This is a genomic window from Clostridioides sp. LIBA-6622, from assembly GCF_056716095.1.
Window position 1 is genome coordinate 3,384,599 of sequence record NZ_CP196998.1, and the last position, 16,907, is coordinate 3,401,505.

General features: G+C 30.6%; 13 protein-coding genes. 2 read left to right on the top strand and 11 right to left on the bottom strand.

Going from position 1 to position 16,907, the window contains the following annotated elements; all coding sequences use genetic code 11:
* Positions 1-13 precede the first annotated feature (13 nt).
* The 5 genes from ACTG47_RS15835 to ACTG47_RS15855 form a co-directional block, all read right to left on the bottom strand.
* Positions 14-1,324: a 6-phospho-beta-glucosidase gene (locus ACTG47_RS15835; protein ID WP_479925261.1), complete on the bottom strand. Its 1,311-nt coding sequence runs from the start codon at positions 1,322-1,324 to the stop codon at positions 14-16.
* A gap of 82 nt (positions 1,325-1,406) precedes the next feature.
* The gene (locus ACTG47_RS15840; RefSeq protein WP_479925262.1) at positions 1,407-2,714 is read right to left on the bottom strand and encodes a PTS sugar transporter subunit IIC; all 1,308 of its coding nucleotides are present in this window, start codon (positions 2,712-2,714) and stop codon (positions 1,407-1,409) included.
* A gap of 21 nt (positions 2,715-2,735) precedes the next feature.
* Complete coding sequence (locus ACTG47_RS15845) at positions 2,736-3,047, bottom strand: PTS sugar transporter subunit IIB (RefSeq protein ID WP_207716168.1); 312 nt, start codon at positions 3,045-3,047, stop codon at positions 2,736-2,738.
* Positions 3,048-3,246: 199 nt separating this feature from the next.
* Positions 3,247-3,951 (bottom strand): GntR family transcriptional regulator, encoded by a 705-nt coding sequence (locus ACTG47_RS15850; protein WP_054271475.1) that lies wholly within the window; start codon positions 3,949-3,951, stop codon positions 3,247-3,249.
* 94 nt (positions 3,952-4,045) lie between these two features.
* Positions 4,046-5,407 (bottom strand): MATE family efflux transporter, encoded by a 1,362-nt coding sequence (locus ACTG47_RS15855; RefSeq protein WP_479925263.1) that lies wholly within the window; start codon positions 5,405-5,407, stop codon positions 4,046-4,048.
* Positions 5,408-5,708: 301 nt separating this feature from the next.
* Between ACTG47_RS15855 and ACTG47_RS15860 the strand changes: the two genes are divergently transcribed.
* Complete coding sequence (locus ACTG47_RS15860) at positions 5,709-7,472, top strand: bifunctional homocysteine S-methyltransferase/methylenetetrahydrofolate reductase (RefSeq protein ID WP_479925264.1); 1,764 nt, start codon at positions 5,709-5,711, stop codon at positions 7,470-7,472.
* A gap of 205 nt (positions 7,473-7,677) precedes the next feature.
* Positions 7,678-8,829, top strand: coding sequence for a GGDEF domain-containing protein (locus ACTG47_RS15865; RefSeq protein WP_479925265.1), 1,152 nt, complete (start codon positions 7,678-7,680; stop codon positions 8,827-8,829).
* An 80-nt stretch (positions 8,830-8,909) separates the two neighbouring features.
* On the opposite strand, the gene ACTG47_RS15870 is transcribed toward ACTG47_RS15865, so the two are convergent.
* The 6 genes from ACTG47_RS15870 to ACTG47_RS15895 all read right to left on the bottom strand — a co-directional run bounded on the left by ACTG47_RS15870 (position 8,910) and on the right by ACTG47_RS15895 (position 16,813).
* Entirely contained in the window at positions 8,910-10,628 is a 1,719-nt protein-coding gene (locus tag ACTG47_RS15870; protein WP_479925266.1) for a putative 2-aminoethylphosphonate ABC transporter permease subunit, read from the bottom strand.
* A gap of 4 nt (positions 10,629-10,632) precedes the next feature.
* The gene (locus ACTG47_RS15875; RefSeq protein WP_479925267.1) at positions 10,633-11,622 is read right to left on the bottom strand and encodes an ABC transporter ATP-binding protein; all 990 of its coding nucleotides are present in this window, start codon (positions 11,620-11,622) and stop codon (positions 10,633-10,635) included.
* A 41-nt stretch (positions 11,623-11,663) separates the two neighbouring features.
* Positions 11,664-12,713 carry a putative 2-aminoethylphosphonate ABC transporter substrate-binding protein gene (locus ACTG47_RS15880; protein WP_479925268.1) on the bottom strand — a complete coding sequence of 350 codons (1,050 nt, stop codon included), beginning with the start codon at positions 12,711-12,713 and terminating at the stop codon, positions 11,664-11,666.
* A 277-nt stretch (positions 12,714-12,990) separates the two neighbouring features.
* The gene (locus ACTG47_RS15885) at positions 12,991-13,659 is read right to left on the bottom strand and encodes a V-type ATP synthase subunit D (RefSeq protein ID WP_169465209.1); all 669 of its coding nucleotides are present in this window, start codon (positions 13,657-13,659) and stop codon (positions 12,991-12,993) included.
* Positions 13,660-13,664: 5 nt separating this feature from the next.
* Positions 13,665-15,038 (bottom strand): V-type ATP synthase subunit B, encoded by a 1,374-nt coding sequence (locus ACTG47_RS15890; RefSeq protein ID WP_054271483.1) that lies wholly within the window; start codon positions 15,036-15,038, stop codon positions 13,665-13,667.
* The gene (locus tag ACTG47_RS15895; RefSeq protein ID WP_479925269.1) at positions 15,035-16,813 is read right to left on the bottom strand and encodes a V-type ATP synthase subunit A; all 1,779 of its coding nucleotides are present in this window, start codon (positions 16,811-16,813) and stop codon (positions 15,035-15,037) included. The genes ACTG47_RS15890 and ACTG47_RS15895 overlap by 4 nt, the downstream gene beginning before the upstream one ends.
* Between the last annotated feature and the right edge of the window lie 94 nt (positions 16,814-16,907).

The following is a 16,907-nucleotide window of genomic DNA, read 5'->3' on the forward strand; positions in this document are numbered from 1 at the left end:
TACTTTCTATAGACTATCTATTAAATCTAGGAAGATAATCCTTATGAGCTTCTAACATTTCATCCAATATAGTTTTTGCCAAATCATCTGAAGGAATCAATGGGTTGATACAAAGTGCCAAAAGAGCAGATTCATAATCTCCATATACAGCTGCTTTAGCTGCCAATACTTCAAATGACTTAATTTGACTTACTAACCCATGTACAGAATCTGGTAAATATCCTATGCTTAATGGTTTTGGACCATTTTTTGTTATTACACTGCTAACTTCTACAGCTTGCTCGTCTTTAAAGTCTCTTATAGCACCATTGTTTAATGTATTAACTACTTGAATGTCTTTTTTATCATTGTATATAGAACTTATCAAATTACAAGCTGCATCACTATAATAAGCTCCTCCTCTTTTTTCAAGTTGAGGTGGCTTTATATCTAGTTGTTCATCTTTATATAAATCAAATAGTTGCTCCTCTAATTCTTTAACTACTTGACCTCTGGCCTTTCCTTCTTTAAACTCTCTCAACTCATCTTCAAGCATTTCTTTAGTTTTATAATAATATCTATGATATGGACAAGGTATTGCACCTAGAGATTTTATAAATTCTGAATTAAAGTCAATTGCCTTTATGTTTTGCATACTTATGTCTGCTTTAACAAACTTTTCTATCGCTTCTTTTGTAACATCTTCTCCATCTAAAAATACATTTAAACCATAAACCATATGATTAAGACCTGCAAAATCCATACTTATTCTGTCACTTTTTACATTAAATAATTTAGCAACATCGTTTTTTAGATGAATTGGAACATTGCATAAACCTATATATTTTTTAAAATTAGTATATTTGAATACAGCTTCTGTTATTATTCCTGTTGGATTTGTAAAGTTCACCATCCATGCATTTGGACATAATTCTTCCACATCTTTTATTATATCAAATATAACTGGTATTGTGCGAAGGGCTTTGAATAGTCCTCCAGCACCATTAGTTTCTTGACCCATAACTCCATGAGATAAAGGAATAGTTTCATCTTTAATTCTTGCATCTAAAAGCCCTACTCTAAGTTGTGTTGTCACGAAATCTGCATCTTTTAGAGCTTCTCTTCTATCTAAGGTAAGTTTTATTTTCATGTCTATTCCAGCTTTTTTTACCATTCTTTTAGCTAGATTTCCTACTATCTCTAATTTTTCTTTTCCATCCTCTATATCTACAAGCCACAATTCCTTTACAGGTAGCTCTTCATATCTATTTATAAACCCTTCTACAAGCTCAGGAGTATAACTTGAGCCTCCTCCGATTGTAACTATTTTTAGTCCATTTTTCATCTCATTATACCATCCTTACCTATAATTTAGTATATTCTATACAACTCGATAAATTAATTATTCGAATAAAATTACCTAGTTGTTAATTTTTTAGTTTCTTAGCTTCCATTTTTTCAGATGCTATGACGAACGGAATATATATCAATATTGATAGTATTAGATTAAATAATGCTAAAGCTCCACCAGTCCAATCTCCAGTAGCCATTGCTCCGCCTAATATAGGAGGTGTTACCCAAGGTATTTTAGGTAAAATTACTGGTGCTACTAATCCAAAATCTATTGCTAAGTATGATACAGCACTGCATATTACTGGGGCAAGTACAAATGGAATCATAAATATAGGATTTAAAACTATTGGAAGTCCGAATATCAATGGCTCTCCTATATTAAATATTGCTGGTGGTCCACCTAATACTATCATTTCTTTACGTCTTCTTCCTGCTATTATTAAAGCTATAACTAATCCTAACACCACTCCAGAACCACCTAAGTAAACAAATGCATCAAAGAATGAGCCTGCAAGTACATGGTATCCTTCAGTTGCTCCAGCTTGAGCTAAAGCAGCATTTTCTCCACCTAATTTCATAAGTATAGTTTCTGTAAAAGGAAGTGCTATATTTGCACCATGAAGACCGACAGTCCAAAGTATATGAATTATAAATGCAATAAGCATTGTAGAACCTAGACTATCAGCTACATTTGATAGTGGTGCTCCTAAATAAGTGTTTAAAATATCTGTTAAGAAACTTCCATTTGAAAGTATCTTTATGAATAGTCCTATTACTGTAAATATCATTATAGTTAACATTCCTGGTATTAACTTTGCAAATGACCTTGAAACTGCTGGTGGTACTCCATCTGGCATTTTTATAGTTAATTTCTTTACTTTAGATAATCTTACAAATATCTCAGTTGATAATAATCCTATTAATATAGAAGAGAATAATGCTGCTGTACCTAAGTAAGTTTGTTGTATCATTCCCCATCCTTCAACTGCTGTAGTTCCTCCTTCAGGAACTATTTTACCAATTTGTGGAGACATTATGAAAAAGATAGATAGTGCTATAAGTCCAGCCTGTAGTCCATCACTTTCATAAGATTTGGCTAAGAAGTAGGCAACACCTATTACTAAAAATACTGCCATTGTACCTATTGCTCCCCACCAAAGGTCTCCTCCAAATGTAGTCCAGTTCTCTCCGAATATACTTGCCATTAAGTTCTTATATGCTTCTAGTGGCAAGTTGTTTATTAATGTTCCTAATGCACCTACCATAGTTATAGGTATCATCGATATAAATGCATCCCTTACTGCTACTAAGTGCCTTTGAGCTCCTATTTTAGCAGCTACAGGCACTATATATTTATCCATAAATGACATGAATTTTTCCATTTTACATCCTCCAGTACAACTTTATTTCGAATTATTTAATTCTATAGCTCTATCTAACACAGCTTTTCCATTACATCTTCCATAATCCATCATATTTATAACTTCTACTGGAATATTATGTGGTTTTGCCATTTCAGTTGCTTTTCCTAATACATATCTAACTTGAGGTCCTAAAAGTAAGACATCACAATTTTCTATTTCATTTTTTAAGTTTACTTCTGATATAGCCCATATTTCTGCCTCTATACCGTTTTCCTTTGCAGCATCCTCCATTTTTGTAACTAACAAACTAGTTGACATTCCTGCTGAACAAGCTAACATTATTTTTATCATTTTTTTCCCTCCAAATTAGATTTATTAAATGTTTTTAAGTCATAATTTCTTTAAATTATACATTTAAAGTATGCTTTTTTACTAATTATTATTCTAATGTATATATCTTATTTTTAAATGTATATACATTTAATTCTTGATATTATTATATATCAAATGTATATACATTTCAAGAAAACTTTTTCATTTTATTTAAATTTTATTCGACAACAGCACTCAAGGTTAAAGTATATCCATGGTGATATGTGTGTGAGTATTCAAAAACCTCACTATTTTGTAACTTGCAAATTTGATTTATATACAAAAGGGCCTCTGGTTCCTCTAACTTCAAGTTAACCATACACTCTTCATTTGATATTACAGCTTGTACTTCTCTCTCTGACATAGCTATCTTATATCCACACACCTCTTCAACAAAATTATAAAGAGAATTTTCACAATGCATCTTATTTAAATTTGGAAATAGCTTAACTGGCATATAAGTAATCATATATGAAACTCTTGCATCATTTGCTAATCTTACTCTTTTTATTTCCCATACATTTTCTTCCAGACTTATATTTAATCTACTTGATAATTCTTCATCTGCCTGAACTATTTCAAGAGATACCAATATGTTAGATACTTTATATCCTTTACTTTCCATCTCTTTAGTAAATCCACTCACAGATGATATATTATCATATATATTATTTGCAAGAACTATACTTCCTACACCTCTTTGTCTAGCTATATATCCCTCTTTCACTAAATTATTTAATGCAGACCTTACAGTCATTCTAGTTACATTAAACTCTTCACTCAACTGTTTTTCAGAGGGGATTAAATCCCCTTTCTTCAAACTGTCTGAATTTATCAATTCTCTAACATGATTTTCTATAACTTTATAAATTGGCTCTTTCATTTAATTCACTCCTCATTAATTAAATCTTTTACATAATAAGATAATTTTATATACAAACAAAGGAAATGTCTATACATTTAAGATAAATTAAATTTTATTCAGGCATCTTATACAACTTTCCAATTTTCAATAAATATATAAATAAACTTATCATCAGTGTCCCTTTTAAGATACTTGATAAAGTTATACTCCACCATACACCATCTAAGCCTAATATTTCTGGTCTAGATATAAGGTACGCTAATGGTACTCTTGCACCAGTCAATATAGTAACTATAGTAGAAGGTATATAGGTTCTCCCTAATCCTTTGAAAGCTCCTGTTGTAATTATCTCTAAACACATAAAAAACTGAGAATATCCTAAGATTTTAAGATAAGTTGCTCCTTTTTCTATAGCCTCACTTTCATCTATAAAAACAGAAAATATACTCTCTCCTGCAAATACTAATACTAAAGTAGTTATTATTCCAAGTATAGAAGACACAATTATACCTATTTTACATCCTTTGTTTATTCTAGAGTACTTTTTAGCACCATAGTTCTGTCCAACAAAACTCCCTAATGCGACTGCTAATCCTTCAGCAGTCATCCATGATATTGCTTCTATCTGTGAACCAACTTTTTGAACAGCAACAGCAACAGGTCCCCATGATGCCACAATTACTCCTAGTAACATTGAAAACACTGTGAACATTCCATTCTGTACTGCTACAGGAAAACCTAATTTATACAATACTTTATAATATCTAAGTTCTATTTTTCTAAATATTTTTATTCTAAAATATTCTTCTTTACTCTTAAGAACTATACATAAAAAACACATCGTAACTACTATTTGTGCAAATACAGTTGCTATAGCAGCTCCTGCTACACCAAGCCTTGGAGCAGGACCCCATCCGAAAATTAATATAGGGTCAAGTATAATATTAGTTATTAATCCTACTGTATTAATGCAAAAAGGAGTTTTGCTATTTCCAAGACCATTGAAAATTGCAGTAAACACTGGGTTTATAAAATAAAATACCATACCTAAGGCTACTATTATCAAATATTGTCTAGACATAGTTATAACTTCTAAATCTCCCAATTTAAAAAAACCTATCAGTTGTTTATTAAGCACTATTAAAGATATTGTATATATTATTGCTAACATAATATTTATTTCTATTGCTGATTTTATATATGATTTAGTTGCACTTATATTGTTTTCTCCTATACTTTGTGCTACTTTTACTTCTCCGCCTACTTTAGAAATCATAATAAATGCCATTGCAAGCCATGGAAAAAATCCAGCTGTTCCAACCGCAGCTACCGCCTTGCTTCCAACTTTACCAACCCATATCATATCTATCATGTTGTATCCCATTTGTATAAATGAAGTACCCATTATTGGAAGTGATAGTTTAAGTAATTTTTCTGTAATTCTTCCTTCTGTTAAATCAAGCCTATCTTTCATTTCTCACCTCTTATATATTATAAAATTTTTAATTTATTTATACAGTTAGATTCATCAACTTATTTAGTTAAACTCTCTATCGCAAATATAATTGATATATATTCATAAGTATAAATATAATTATCTCCTCAATTCTTATTATAATTCTTATCTTAACATCAATTAAGTAGATATAGCTCAATAAATAATAAACTTATAATTAATTAGAATTCTTTATTCTATGTTTTCCAAAGATTGACAAGTTTTTTTGGGGTTGATATACTAATATTTAAAATATTTTAAATTCTTATGAGGTGAATCAATGAACATAAATGAATATATAAAAGACTCTATTTTAGTTTTTGATGGTGCTATGGGAACATACTATTCTAAACTAAAGAATAACGCTTTCAACTGTGAAATGGCTAATATCAATGATGCCTCTACAATTTTATCTATTCATAGAGAATATATAAGGGCTGGGTGTAAAGCTATTAAAACAAATACCTTTGCTGCCAATGAAATACTATTAGAATGTGATTTTAAAACTGTCAAAGATATTATCAAAAGTGGATATGAAATTGCATTAGAAGCAACAAAAAATACAGATGTATTTGTGTTTGCTGACATAGGTCCTATACCTGCTTTAAATGATAGGGATTTACTATCTGACTATAAAAAAATAGTAGATATATTTTTAGAGATTGGTGCGACAAACTTTATATTTGAAACATTTAGTAGCGATGAATATATACCAGAAATCTCATATTATATAAAGAAAAAACAACCAAATTCATTTATACTAACAGAATTTGCAGTTAATCCTGAGGGATTTACTAGACTTGGAAAAAGTGGTACAAAAGTATTTGAATCTATTTCAAAGAATAAAAACATAGATGCATTAGGATTTAATTGTATCTCTGGACCACATCATTTATTACATTTTATAAAGACAGTTGATATTAATGACAGTATAGTTTCCATTATGCCTAATGCAGGCTATCCTACTATCATCAATAACCGTACTTTTTTTGAGGATAACTCAGACTATTTTTCAGAACAAATGTTAGAAATACTAAATCAAGGAGTCCGTATATTAGGTGGATGCTGTGGTACAACACCAGAATTTATAAAAAAAACTGTTGATACAATAAATTCTTCATACAAATGTGAATCTACTATAGAAAAAGTTATTTCTTCGAAGGAAAAAATTAAACCAATATCAAAAAATAAACTTGTGGAGAAACTTAAAGTAGGCAAAAAAATTATAGCGGTTGAATTAGACCCTCCAATTGATACAGATATTGAATTTTTTATGAACAGTGCTAAAAAATTAAAAGATTATGGAGTTGATGCAATTACAATTGCAGATTGCCCAATAGCTAGAGCAAGAGTTGACAGTAGTTTATTAGCTTGTAAAATAAAGAGAGAATTAGATATTACACCTATACCTCATATGACATGTAGAGATAGGAATATTAATGCAACTAAAGCTCTCCTCTTAGGACTTAATATTGAAAGCATAGATAATGTACTTGTAGTAACTGGAGACCCTATACCATCTGCTGAAAGAGACGAAATAAAAGCTATGTTTAGTTTTAACTCTTCAATATTAGCAAATTACATAAAAACATTGAATGAAAATACATTTAATACACCTTTTAATATATTTGGAGCATTAAATATAAATGCAATAAACTTCGATTCCCAACTTAAACATGCTAAGATTAAAATAGAAAATGGAGTTACTATGTTTTTAACTCAACCAGTTTTAACAGAACAAGCTTTAATGAATCTAAAAAAAGCTAAAAAAATACTGCCTGCAAAGATACTAGGTGGAATAATACCTGTTGTAAGCTATAGAAATGCTTGCTTTATGAATAATGAGATTTCAGGGATTACTGTTTCCAAGAATATTATAGACATGTACAAAGACATTTCAAAAGAAGATTCTACTAAACTTGCTATTACTATATCTACTCAAATAGCAAAAGAAATTGAACCCTATGTGGATGGTTATTATATTATTACACCATTTAAAAGAATTGATATAGTATGTGATATAATAGCAAATATTAATAAATAAAACATTTATAATATAAGTAATATTAAAATATTTATTAAAATATATTATAATTCTAAAAAGCCTTATATTTGAACGTTTTAAGCTTGTTTATTCGTTGTAATTTTTATATATATTTGGTAATATATAGATATGTTATGGTGAAAATTATAGATATATATTAATTATGAGGAGATTGTGGAGGCTCTTTTCACAAAAAATTTAAGATATGAAAATAAATAAAAAATTTAATAGAGTTGATATGCAGGTTTCAATACTTACTGCAATTATTGTAATAATATCTTCTTCGTGTGTATATTTTTTTAATTATCAATTAACTTACAATGATATGATATATACATTGAGTGAAAGGTCTAGACGCATATATGAGTATGTAGAAAAGAATATTGATAAAGATACATTTACTGAAATTAACTCTGAAGAAGACCAATCAAAAGACTCTTATAAAAGTTCTAAAACCTTATTAGAATCTGTAAAAAATACCACAGGAGTTATGTATCTATATACTGCTAAAAAAACAAAAGATGGCTCATTAGTGTATGTTGTTGATGGCTTGGATTCATCTAGAAGTGATTTTAGAAATGCTGGTGATTTGATAGAAAAAGAGATTTGGGGTGATCTTAACAAAGCACTAGATAATAATATATTGCTACCTAAAAAAATTAAAGAAACATCCTGGGGATACATATTCATATCATACTTCCCTATTCATAATAACGATGGTAAAGTTGTTGGAGTAATAGGAATTGAATTTGAAGCAAAACATCAGTACAATACATTTAAATTTATAAGTATAGTTACACCACTTATAGCATTATTGACTTGTCTAATATCAGCATTGGTTGCAGTAGTTCTATTTAAACGTATATCAAATCCTACATATACCGATTTTGCTAATACAGATTACTTAACAGGTCTAAAAAATAGAAATGCTTTCGAAATAGATATGAATAATTTAAACAATTTAAGTTTAAAAAATCTAATATCTATTATATCAATAGATTTAGATGGATTAAAAAAAATTAATGATAAATTTGGTCATCAAACAGGAGATTTATACATTAAGCATGCAAGTAAAATTATACGAGATGTTATAGCTAAAAAGCACGTGGTTTATCGTGTTGGTGGAGATGAATACATAGTCATTCTAAAGAATTCATCTCATGAAGAGATAAATAATACTATAGATAATATCAATTTAAAAATAATTGAAGAAAACTTAACTAATGAGTTGAAATTATCAATGTCTATTGGATATGCTATCTTTGATGAGAATTTAGATTTTTCTTTATTTGATACATATCATCGTGCAGATTCTCAAATGTATGATAATAAAAGGAAATTTAAAGCACGTGATTAATATTAATTCTAAACTTAAAAAGTCTATTCTATAAATAATAAGAATAGACTTTTTAAATTTGTAATCTTTTAAGAATTTCTTTAATTAAGATTTGTTCTTTTTTCCAAACGATTTTTTATGAATTCATGTATTACTTTCACTAATATATTTGTGATTAATATTAATACTGCTAATGCTGCAGCTTGTGCAGTGCTACCTTTATCATCCAATTGTACAATTGATATTGCAGCTACTTTTGAACTTGCAGTATATATAAATACTAAAGCTGATATTGTGACCATAGAGTTTAAGAAAAAATACATAAAGTTTTCTAAAACTGCTGGCAAACAAAGTGGTATAGTTACATTCTTAAGAATTGATGCACTGTTTATTCCCATCGACTTAGCTACCATATCTAATTCTTTATCTACTTTCTTAATAGCTGTAGTTGCAGTTATAAATGCTACTGAAAAGAAATGTACTACATTGCATATAACCATTATAAGTAATGTTCCATATAATCCATTGAATAAGTTTTTAATGTATATTGTATCCTTAAAATTAAACTCTAACTTATTAAAAAACAGTACATAAGATATACCTAAAACCAACCCTGGCAATGCCATAGGTAATGTGCTTAAAAAATATCCAAGTGATTTTAAATATGGAGCTTTTTCTGTTTTTTCATTTAGATATGCAAATAAGAAAACAAAGCTCGTCCCAAGAATAGCTGTCAATAGCGACATTTTTATTGAATTTATAAATGGTGTAATGCCATCAATACTATTTTTCATAGAGAAATGTTCCAGTGTAAGTCTCAAATCATATGGCCAAACAGATATTAATGATGACAAGATTACAGTTAGCATTACAGCTATTATACCAAATGCAATAAACCCTACAATCCCACCAAAAACACTATCTCTTAACTTATTAGATTTAACTTTATATGGAATTGACTTTGAATTTATATATGAATTTTGATTTTTTTCAATTTTTCTAGTTACTATAAATGATATTATTGCAGGTATTAAAAGTAAAATTGATACAGTAGCACCCATTGGCATATTTTGTTGCCCTATAATCTGCTTATACACATCTATTGATAATACATTAAACTCTCCTCCAATTACTTTTGGAGCTCCAAAATCTGTAAAACATAATGTAAATGACACAAATGCAGAACTTATCAAAGAGTACTTTATACTTGGAATTGTTATGCTTATAAATTCTCTTATCTTACTTATACCCATAGTGTTACTAGCTTCATATAATCTATAATCTGTTGAACTTAATGATATATAAAGTATTTGAAATGATTGAGGAAATACATATATAATTTGTGCTAATATTATTCCTACTGCTCCATATATTGGAACATGTATCCCAAGTAAATTAGTTACTAACCCTTGATTCCCAAACAAATATACTAAACCTATTGCATGCATCATTGTTGGAGCAAACATAGGAAACATCGCTAACGACTTAAAAAATCCTTTAAATTTAATTTTCGTCCTTGTTAATGCATACGCATACACTAATGCAAGTGTTAATGATATTACAGTTGATATAATAGATACGAATACTGTATTTTTCAGTGAATTCAACAAAGCTTCAGAAGCTAAGTATTCTTGGAAGTTTTGTAATCCAACAAAGACTCCATCTTTATCTAAAAATGCCTGAACAAATAGATATACTATAGGTGCCAATAAGAATATTACTAAAGACATAACTAATACTGTAAGCATACATTTTTTTATATCTAAATTCATTTTTGATTTAAGACTTATACTTTTAGAACTTATAGCATTATTATTCATATATTTATGCTCCTTTAACTTTTGGATACTTTAAATAGTATTTTTCGTCTATACTTATCTTTACAAGGTCACCTTCTACTAAATTTAAATTAACCCATTCTTTTATAGAAACATCACTTATTATGAAATTTTCATTTAATTTGTCTTTTATTTCCACTCTTAGTAGATTTCCTCTAAACTCTATATTGGATATTATTCCTTGATAATTTTCTTTTGTTGAGTTCTCTATTTGAACATATTCTGGTCTTACAGTTAATATAGAATCTCCATTATCAAAACAGTTTGTATCTCCTATAAATTGAGCTGTAAATAGATTTTGAGGATTTTGGTATATTTCTTCTGGAGTTCCTATCTGCATTATATCTCCTCCATTTAAAATGGCAATTTTATCTGCCATTGTTATAGCTTCTTCTTGGTCATGTGTTACCATTATTGTAGTTATATTAAGTTCTTTTTGTAGTCTCTTAATATCCATTCTAAGCTTGTGTCTAACCTTTGCATCTAATGCCGACATTGGCTCATCTAAAAGTAAAAACTTTGGCTCAAGTGCTAATGCTCTTGCTATTGCAATTCTCTGTTGTTGTCCACCTGACAAAGCTTTAGGATATTTATGGGCTTCATGAGTTAATCCTACTATTTCTAGAACTTCTTTAACTTTATTATCTATTTTTTCTTTTGAAACTTTTCTTTCTTTAAGTGGAAAAGCTATATTGTTATATGCAGTCATATTTGGAAACAATGCATATGATTGGAACACTATTCCAAAACCTCTTTTTGATGGTTCTAGGTTTGTAATATCTTTATCTTGAAGAATTATAGCTCCACTATTTACTTCTTCAAGACCTGCTATTATTCTAAGTAATGTAGTCTTACCACATCCACTAGGTCCAAGTAAGCATAGAAACTCACCTTCTTCAATATCTAAACTAATATTATTTAAAACCCTTTTTTGGTCATAATTTTTAAACACATTATTTATTTTTAAGTAACTCATATCTTATCTCCCCTTATATAATTATATTTTTATTTTAAATTTTACTTGCTTTCAGATTTTGAACCATATTTTGATTCCCAAGTTTTCAATATTGCACTTCTATTTTTTGCAGCAGAGTTTAAATCAACTTCCTTTATTAACTGTTCAAATGGCTTTTTAGTATACCCCTTTGGCACTGGATTATCTGTCTTTATAGAAGTAACTGCTACTTCATGTGAATATCTATTCATAGCCGAATCACTCATTGCCCAGTCTAAAAATATCTTTGCTTCTTTTTTTATATTATCTTTTTTAACTAAGGCATTTGCCTCTAAATCCCAGCCTGAGCCTTCTTTTGGAAATACTACTTCTATAGGTTCACCACTAGATAATTGCTGTGTCGCTCTATATCCAAGTGTAATACCTATTGGATATTCTCCAGAGCCAGCTAGTTTAGCCGGTTTTGAACCTGAATGCGTATATGTAGCTATATTTTTATGTAATTTATCCATATAATTGTAAGCATCTTTTTCGCCCATCATTTGAATAAGTCCTGATACTGTAAGATATCCAGTTCCAGATGATGCTGGATTTGGCATTGTTATAAGTCCTTTATATTCTGGTTTTATCAAATCTTTATAACTTTTAGGAATATCAATACCTAATTTTTTAAGCTCTTTATAATTAACTACTATAGCTGTTTCTGGTACACTCATTCCTACCCAAGATACATCTTTTCCAGTATCTTTGAATTTTTTATCAACCTTATCATAATTTTTCGGCTTATATGCTTCAAGTGCTCCATCTTCTTTTAGCTCTATCATATTCATTGCTGATAAACCCCATATAACATCAGCTTGTGGATTATCTTTTTCTGCTAATAATTTTGAAGCTATTACTCCATGAGAATCCATAACTATCTCTACATCTATATTTGGATGCTCTTCTCTAAAACCTTCCATATAGTAAGCTATTTGCTCTTCCTCTAATGCTGCATATATTGTAAGTTTATTATTTCCTTTTCCCTGAGTAGTTTGTGGTGTTGTTGATATGCAACTTGTCATAAATGTAATTACTACAATACACAGACAAGTAAATATAAATTCTTTCATATCTTCCCCCTTTACGTGTTTTTATCTTTTTTTAATTGTTTTTTATTGTTTTTGCTTATGTTTATATAATACACCTAATTTGTTAATATAAAGTTAAGTGTAAATTAACAGTTCGTTAATTTTTAGAAATTTTTGTTAAATATATTATTTTTGATTAATTATAGTATGTTTTTAAACAATATCTCGTTTTTGTAGTATCTATACTTTTAATTTGAACATAAAAATAAGCCTAACTTCTATAAATTAGAATGTTAGACTTATTTTTATAAGTATTTAATTATACAACCAAATTATTTTTTTTCTTTTCTTCTAGTGCCTTTTTAAGCACCATATCCTTAACCTTCATAAGTCTAGTAGTACTTGCTCTTTCATTTTCTTCAAGCTTCATAGCAATATACTTAATAGTCTCCATGTAATTTGGTATCATTACATTCTCAAGGGCATTAACACGTCTACGTGTCTTTTCTATCTCTTGAGCAAGAAGTTGTGCACTCTTTTCACTTTCTGCAAGTCTTAAAAGTGGCTCCATAGCAGCTGAAAATGCTTCCATAGCAGAGTCTAATTCACCTGATGTAAAAGCAAGACCATAAGGATAAATATCACTTTGATTGTTTTCAGTTTTAAAGTCAAACACAGGAACATCAACACTCATTATATTTTTAGTAGAGACATCTACTGAAACAGATTGCTTTGGCATCATAAGTGCTGAACCTAGATACTCCTGACTCATAACTGCTCTTGCAATTATAAAATTTTTATAAGCACCATCAAGAGCATTTTCTGCTTCTTCACGTAATCGCTTATTTTCTCTTACAATCTCAAGAAATTGTTTCATAAGTTCGTCAAGCTTATCTTTAAGAAGCTTATGACCTCTTGTAGCAGTTTTAAGGAGTTTCTTAAGTCTAGTCATTTCCATACGTGTTGGATTTACATTTAATCTAGCCACAGATATCACTCCTTAGGCATATATTTTTCAAAATATTCATCACGAATACGTTTAAGTTCACTCTTTGGTAACATACTAAGAAGCTTCCATCCAATTTCTAATGTTTGCTCAATAGTTCTGTCAGTTCTAAATCCCTGTGAAACATATTCTTTCTCAAATTCATCTGCAAACTTTGCATACATTAAATCAATCTCAGAAAGTGCAGATTCTCCAAGTATTGCCATAAGTTCTTTTGCATCTTTACCTCTTGAATAAGCTGCAAAAAGCTGGTTCATTGTATCTGCATGGTCCTCACGAGTCTTCCCTTTACCAATCCCTTTATCTTTTAGACGAGAAAGTGATGGTAAAACATCTATAGGAGGCTGTATATCTTTTTTATAAAGTTCACGGCTAAGTATAATCTGCCCTTCTGTAATATATCCTGTAAGGTCAGGAATTGGATGTGTTTTATCTTCCTCAGGCATTGTAAGTATAGGAATCATAGTTATAGAGCCTTCATGCCCTTTCATTTTTCCTGCTCTTTCATACATTGTAGCAAGGTCAGTATAAAGATAACCTGGATATCCACGACGTCCTGGAACTTCCTTTTTAGCTGCTGAAACTTCACGTAATGCCTCTGCATAATTTGTAATATCTGTTATTATAACAAGTACATGCATACCTTGGTCAAAAGCAAGATATTCTGCTGCTGTAAGTGCCATTCTAGGTGTAGATACACGCTCTACAGCTGGGTCATTTGCAAGGTTTACGAATACTACAGAACGGTCAATAGCGCCAGTTGCTTTAAAGTCACTTATAAAGAAATCTGCATCTTCAAAAGTTATACCAACTGCAGCAAACACAACAGCGAACTTAGAATCAGTTCCACGTACTTTTGCCTGTCTTGCAATTTGAACTGCAAGGTTAGCATGTGGCAAACCTGCTGCTGAGAATATAGGAAGCTTTTGCCCTCTAACCAGTGTATTAAGTCCATCTATTGCAGATACCCCAGTCTGTATAAATTCGGCTGGATAGTCACGTGCTGCTGGATTTATCGGAGCTCCATTTATATCAAGTCTTTTATCTGGTATAATTTCTGGTCCTCCATCAATAGGTTTACCCATTCCACTAAAAACACGCCCTAATATATCTGGTGAAACTCCAAAATCAAGACTCTTTCCTAAAAAACGAACTTTACTTTCAGCAAGGTTTATACCTGTTGAACTTTCAAAAAGCTGAACAAGTGCAGTATCTTCATTTACCTCTAGAACTTTACAACGACGAATCTCTCCATTTGAAAGTTCAATCTCTCCAAGTTCATCAAATTTTACACCTTCTACACCGTTTATTAGCATAAGAGGACCGGCTACCTCTTGTATTGACTTATATTCCTTTATCATAGTTCTTCAGCCCCCCTCTTTTTAATAAGGTCTGCAAGCTCGTTGTCTATTTCATTTTCAATTGAATCGTAAGTAGCATCTATACTGTCTTCTTCTACATACTTAGCACGACCAATCTTTTCAAGAACTGAAAGCTTGATAATATCATTTATAGTAACATTTTGCTTGATAGCATCTTGTGCTGACTTATAGAATTTTAATATAAGTCCCATCATTCTATATTGTTTATGAAGTGATGTGTAAGTATCAACTTCATGGAAAGAGTTTTGATGAAGGAAATCCTCTCTTATAGAACGAGTAACTTCTAGTATCAATCTATCTCCATCTGAAAGTGAATCCACACCAACTAATTGAACTATTTCTTGAAGTTCAGATTCAACTTGTAAAAGTTTCATAGCTTGAGCTCTTTGCTCTGAGAAATTATCATTTACATTTTTATCTGTCCATACATCAACTTTTTCCTGATAGAGTGAATAACTTGTTAACCAGTTGATTGCTGGGAAATGACGCTTATATGCCAAAGAAGCATCAAGCCCCCAGAATACTTTTACTATACGAAGTGTTGCTTGGCTGACAGGTTCTGATGTATCACCACCAGGAGGAGAAACTGCACCAATTGCTGTAAGTGTACCTTCCCTATCATCCATACCTAGACAATTTACCTTTCCTGCTCTCTCATAGAATTGAGCAAGACGTGAACCTAAGTATGCAGGATAACCTTCTTCACCAGGCATCTCCTCTAGACGACCACTCATCTCTCTAAGAGCCTCAGCCCATCTTGATGTAGAGTCTGCCATAAGTGCAACACTATATCCCATATCTCTAAAATATTCAGCTATTGTAATACCTGTGTATATAGAAGCTTCACGTGCAGCAACTGGCATGTCTGATGTATTTGCTATAAGCACAGTTCTTTGCATAAGTGACTCACCTGTTCTTGGGTCTTTTAATTCAGGGAACTCAAGAAGAACATCTGTCATTTCATTTCCACGCTCGCCACATCCTATATATACAACTATATCTGCATCTGCCCATTTAGCAAGCTGATGTTGTGTAACAGTTTTTCCACTTCCAAAAGGACCTGGTATAGCTGCTACTCCTCCTTTTGTTATTGGGAAAAATGTATCTATAACTCTTTGACCTGTAACGAGAAGTGAATCTGGTGTTTTCTTTTCTCTATATGGTCTTTCTTTTCTAACTGGCCATTTTTGCATCATAGTTACAGCTATATCTTTACCTTTTTCATCTGTAATAACACAAACCGTATCTTCAACAGTAAATTCTCCAGAATATATTTCTTTTATAGTACCATTAACTCCATAAGGAACCATAATTTTACATTCTACTACAGCTGTTTCTTGAACTCCACCAATTATATCACCAGATACAACTTTATCGCCTACAGCTTTTTTAGGTTTAAATTCCCACTTAACTTCTCTATCAAGTGAAGATACTTCAACACCTTTAGTTATATTAGTACCTGAAATATCATACATTTTTTCAAGTGGACGTTGAATACCATCATAAATAGTTGAAATAAGACCTGGCCCAAGTTCAACACTCATAGGCATTCCAAGAGAAACAACTTCCTCCCCTGGTCCTAGACCAGAAGTCTCCTCATAAACCTGTATAGAAGCTTTATCTCCATGCATTTCTATAATTTCGCCTATAAGATGTTTATCTGAAACTCTTACGACGTCAAACATATTCGCATCTCTCATGCCTTCCGCTACAACAAGCGGTCCTGACACCTTTACAATTGTGCCTGTTTTCATATTCTCTCACCTGCAATCATATACTTTATCAAAATTTAAATACTCCCTCCTGTATTTTATCAATACATACCTTTAGCACTAATAAAATTTGAGA

Coding starts and splice junctions, on each gene's coding strand:
- ACTG47_RS15870 (WP_479925266.1), bottom strand. CDS start 10,628: ATGAATAATAATGCTATAAGTTCTAAAAGTATAAGTCTTAAATCAAAA.
- ACTG47_RS15860 (WP_479925264.1), top strand. CDS start 5,709: ATGAACATAAATGAATATATAAAAGACTCTATTTTAGTTTTTGATGGT.
- ACTG47_RS15835 (WP_479925261.1), bottom strand. CDS start 1,324: ATGAAAAATGGACTAAAAATAGTTACAATCGGAGGAGGCTCAAGTTAT.
- ACTG47_RS15880 (WP_479925268.1), bottom strand. CDS start 12,713: ATGAAAGAATTTATATTTACTTGTCTGTGTATTGTAGTAATTACATTT.
- ACTG47_RS15850 (WP_054271475.1), bottom strand. CDS start 3,951: ATGAAAGAGCCAATTTATAAAGTTATAGAAAATCATGTTAGAGAATTG.
- ACTG47_RS15865 (WP_479925265.1), top strand. CDS start 7,678: ATGAAAATAAATAAAAAATTTAATAGAGTTGATATGCAGGTTTCAATA.
- ACTG47_RS15895 (WP_479925269.1), bottom strand. CDS start 16,813: ATGAAAACAGGCACAATTGTAAAGGTGTCAGGACCGCTTGTTGTAGCG.
- ACTG47_RS15845 (WP_207716168.1), bottom strand. CDS start 3,047: ATGATAAAAATAATGTTAGCTTGTTCAGCAGGAATGTCAACTAGTTTG.
- ACTG47_RS15840 (WP_479925262.1), bottom strand. CDS start 2,714: ATGGAAAAATTCATGTCATTTATGGATAAATATATAGTGCCTGTAGCT.
- ACTG47_RS15875 (WP_479925267.1), bottom strand. CDS start 11,622: ATGAGTTACTTAAAAATAAATAATGTGTTTAAAAATTATGACCAAAAA.
- ACTG47_RS15855 (WP_479925263.1), bottom strand. CDS start 5,407: ATGAAAGATAGGCTTGATTTAACAGAAGGAAGAATTACAGAAAAATTA.
- ACTG47_RS15890 (WP_054271483.1), bottom strand. CDS start 15,038: ATGATAAAGGAATATAAGTCAATACAAGAGGTAGCCGGTCCTCTTATG.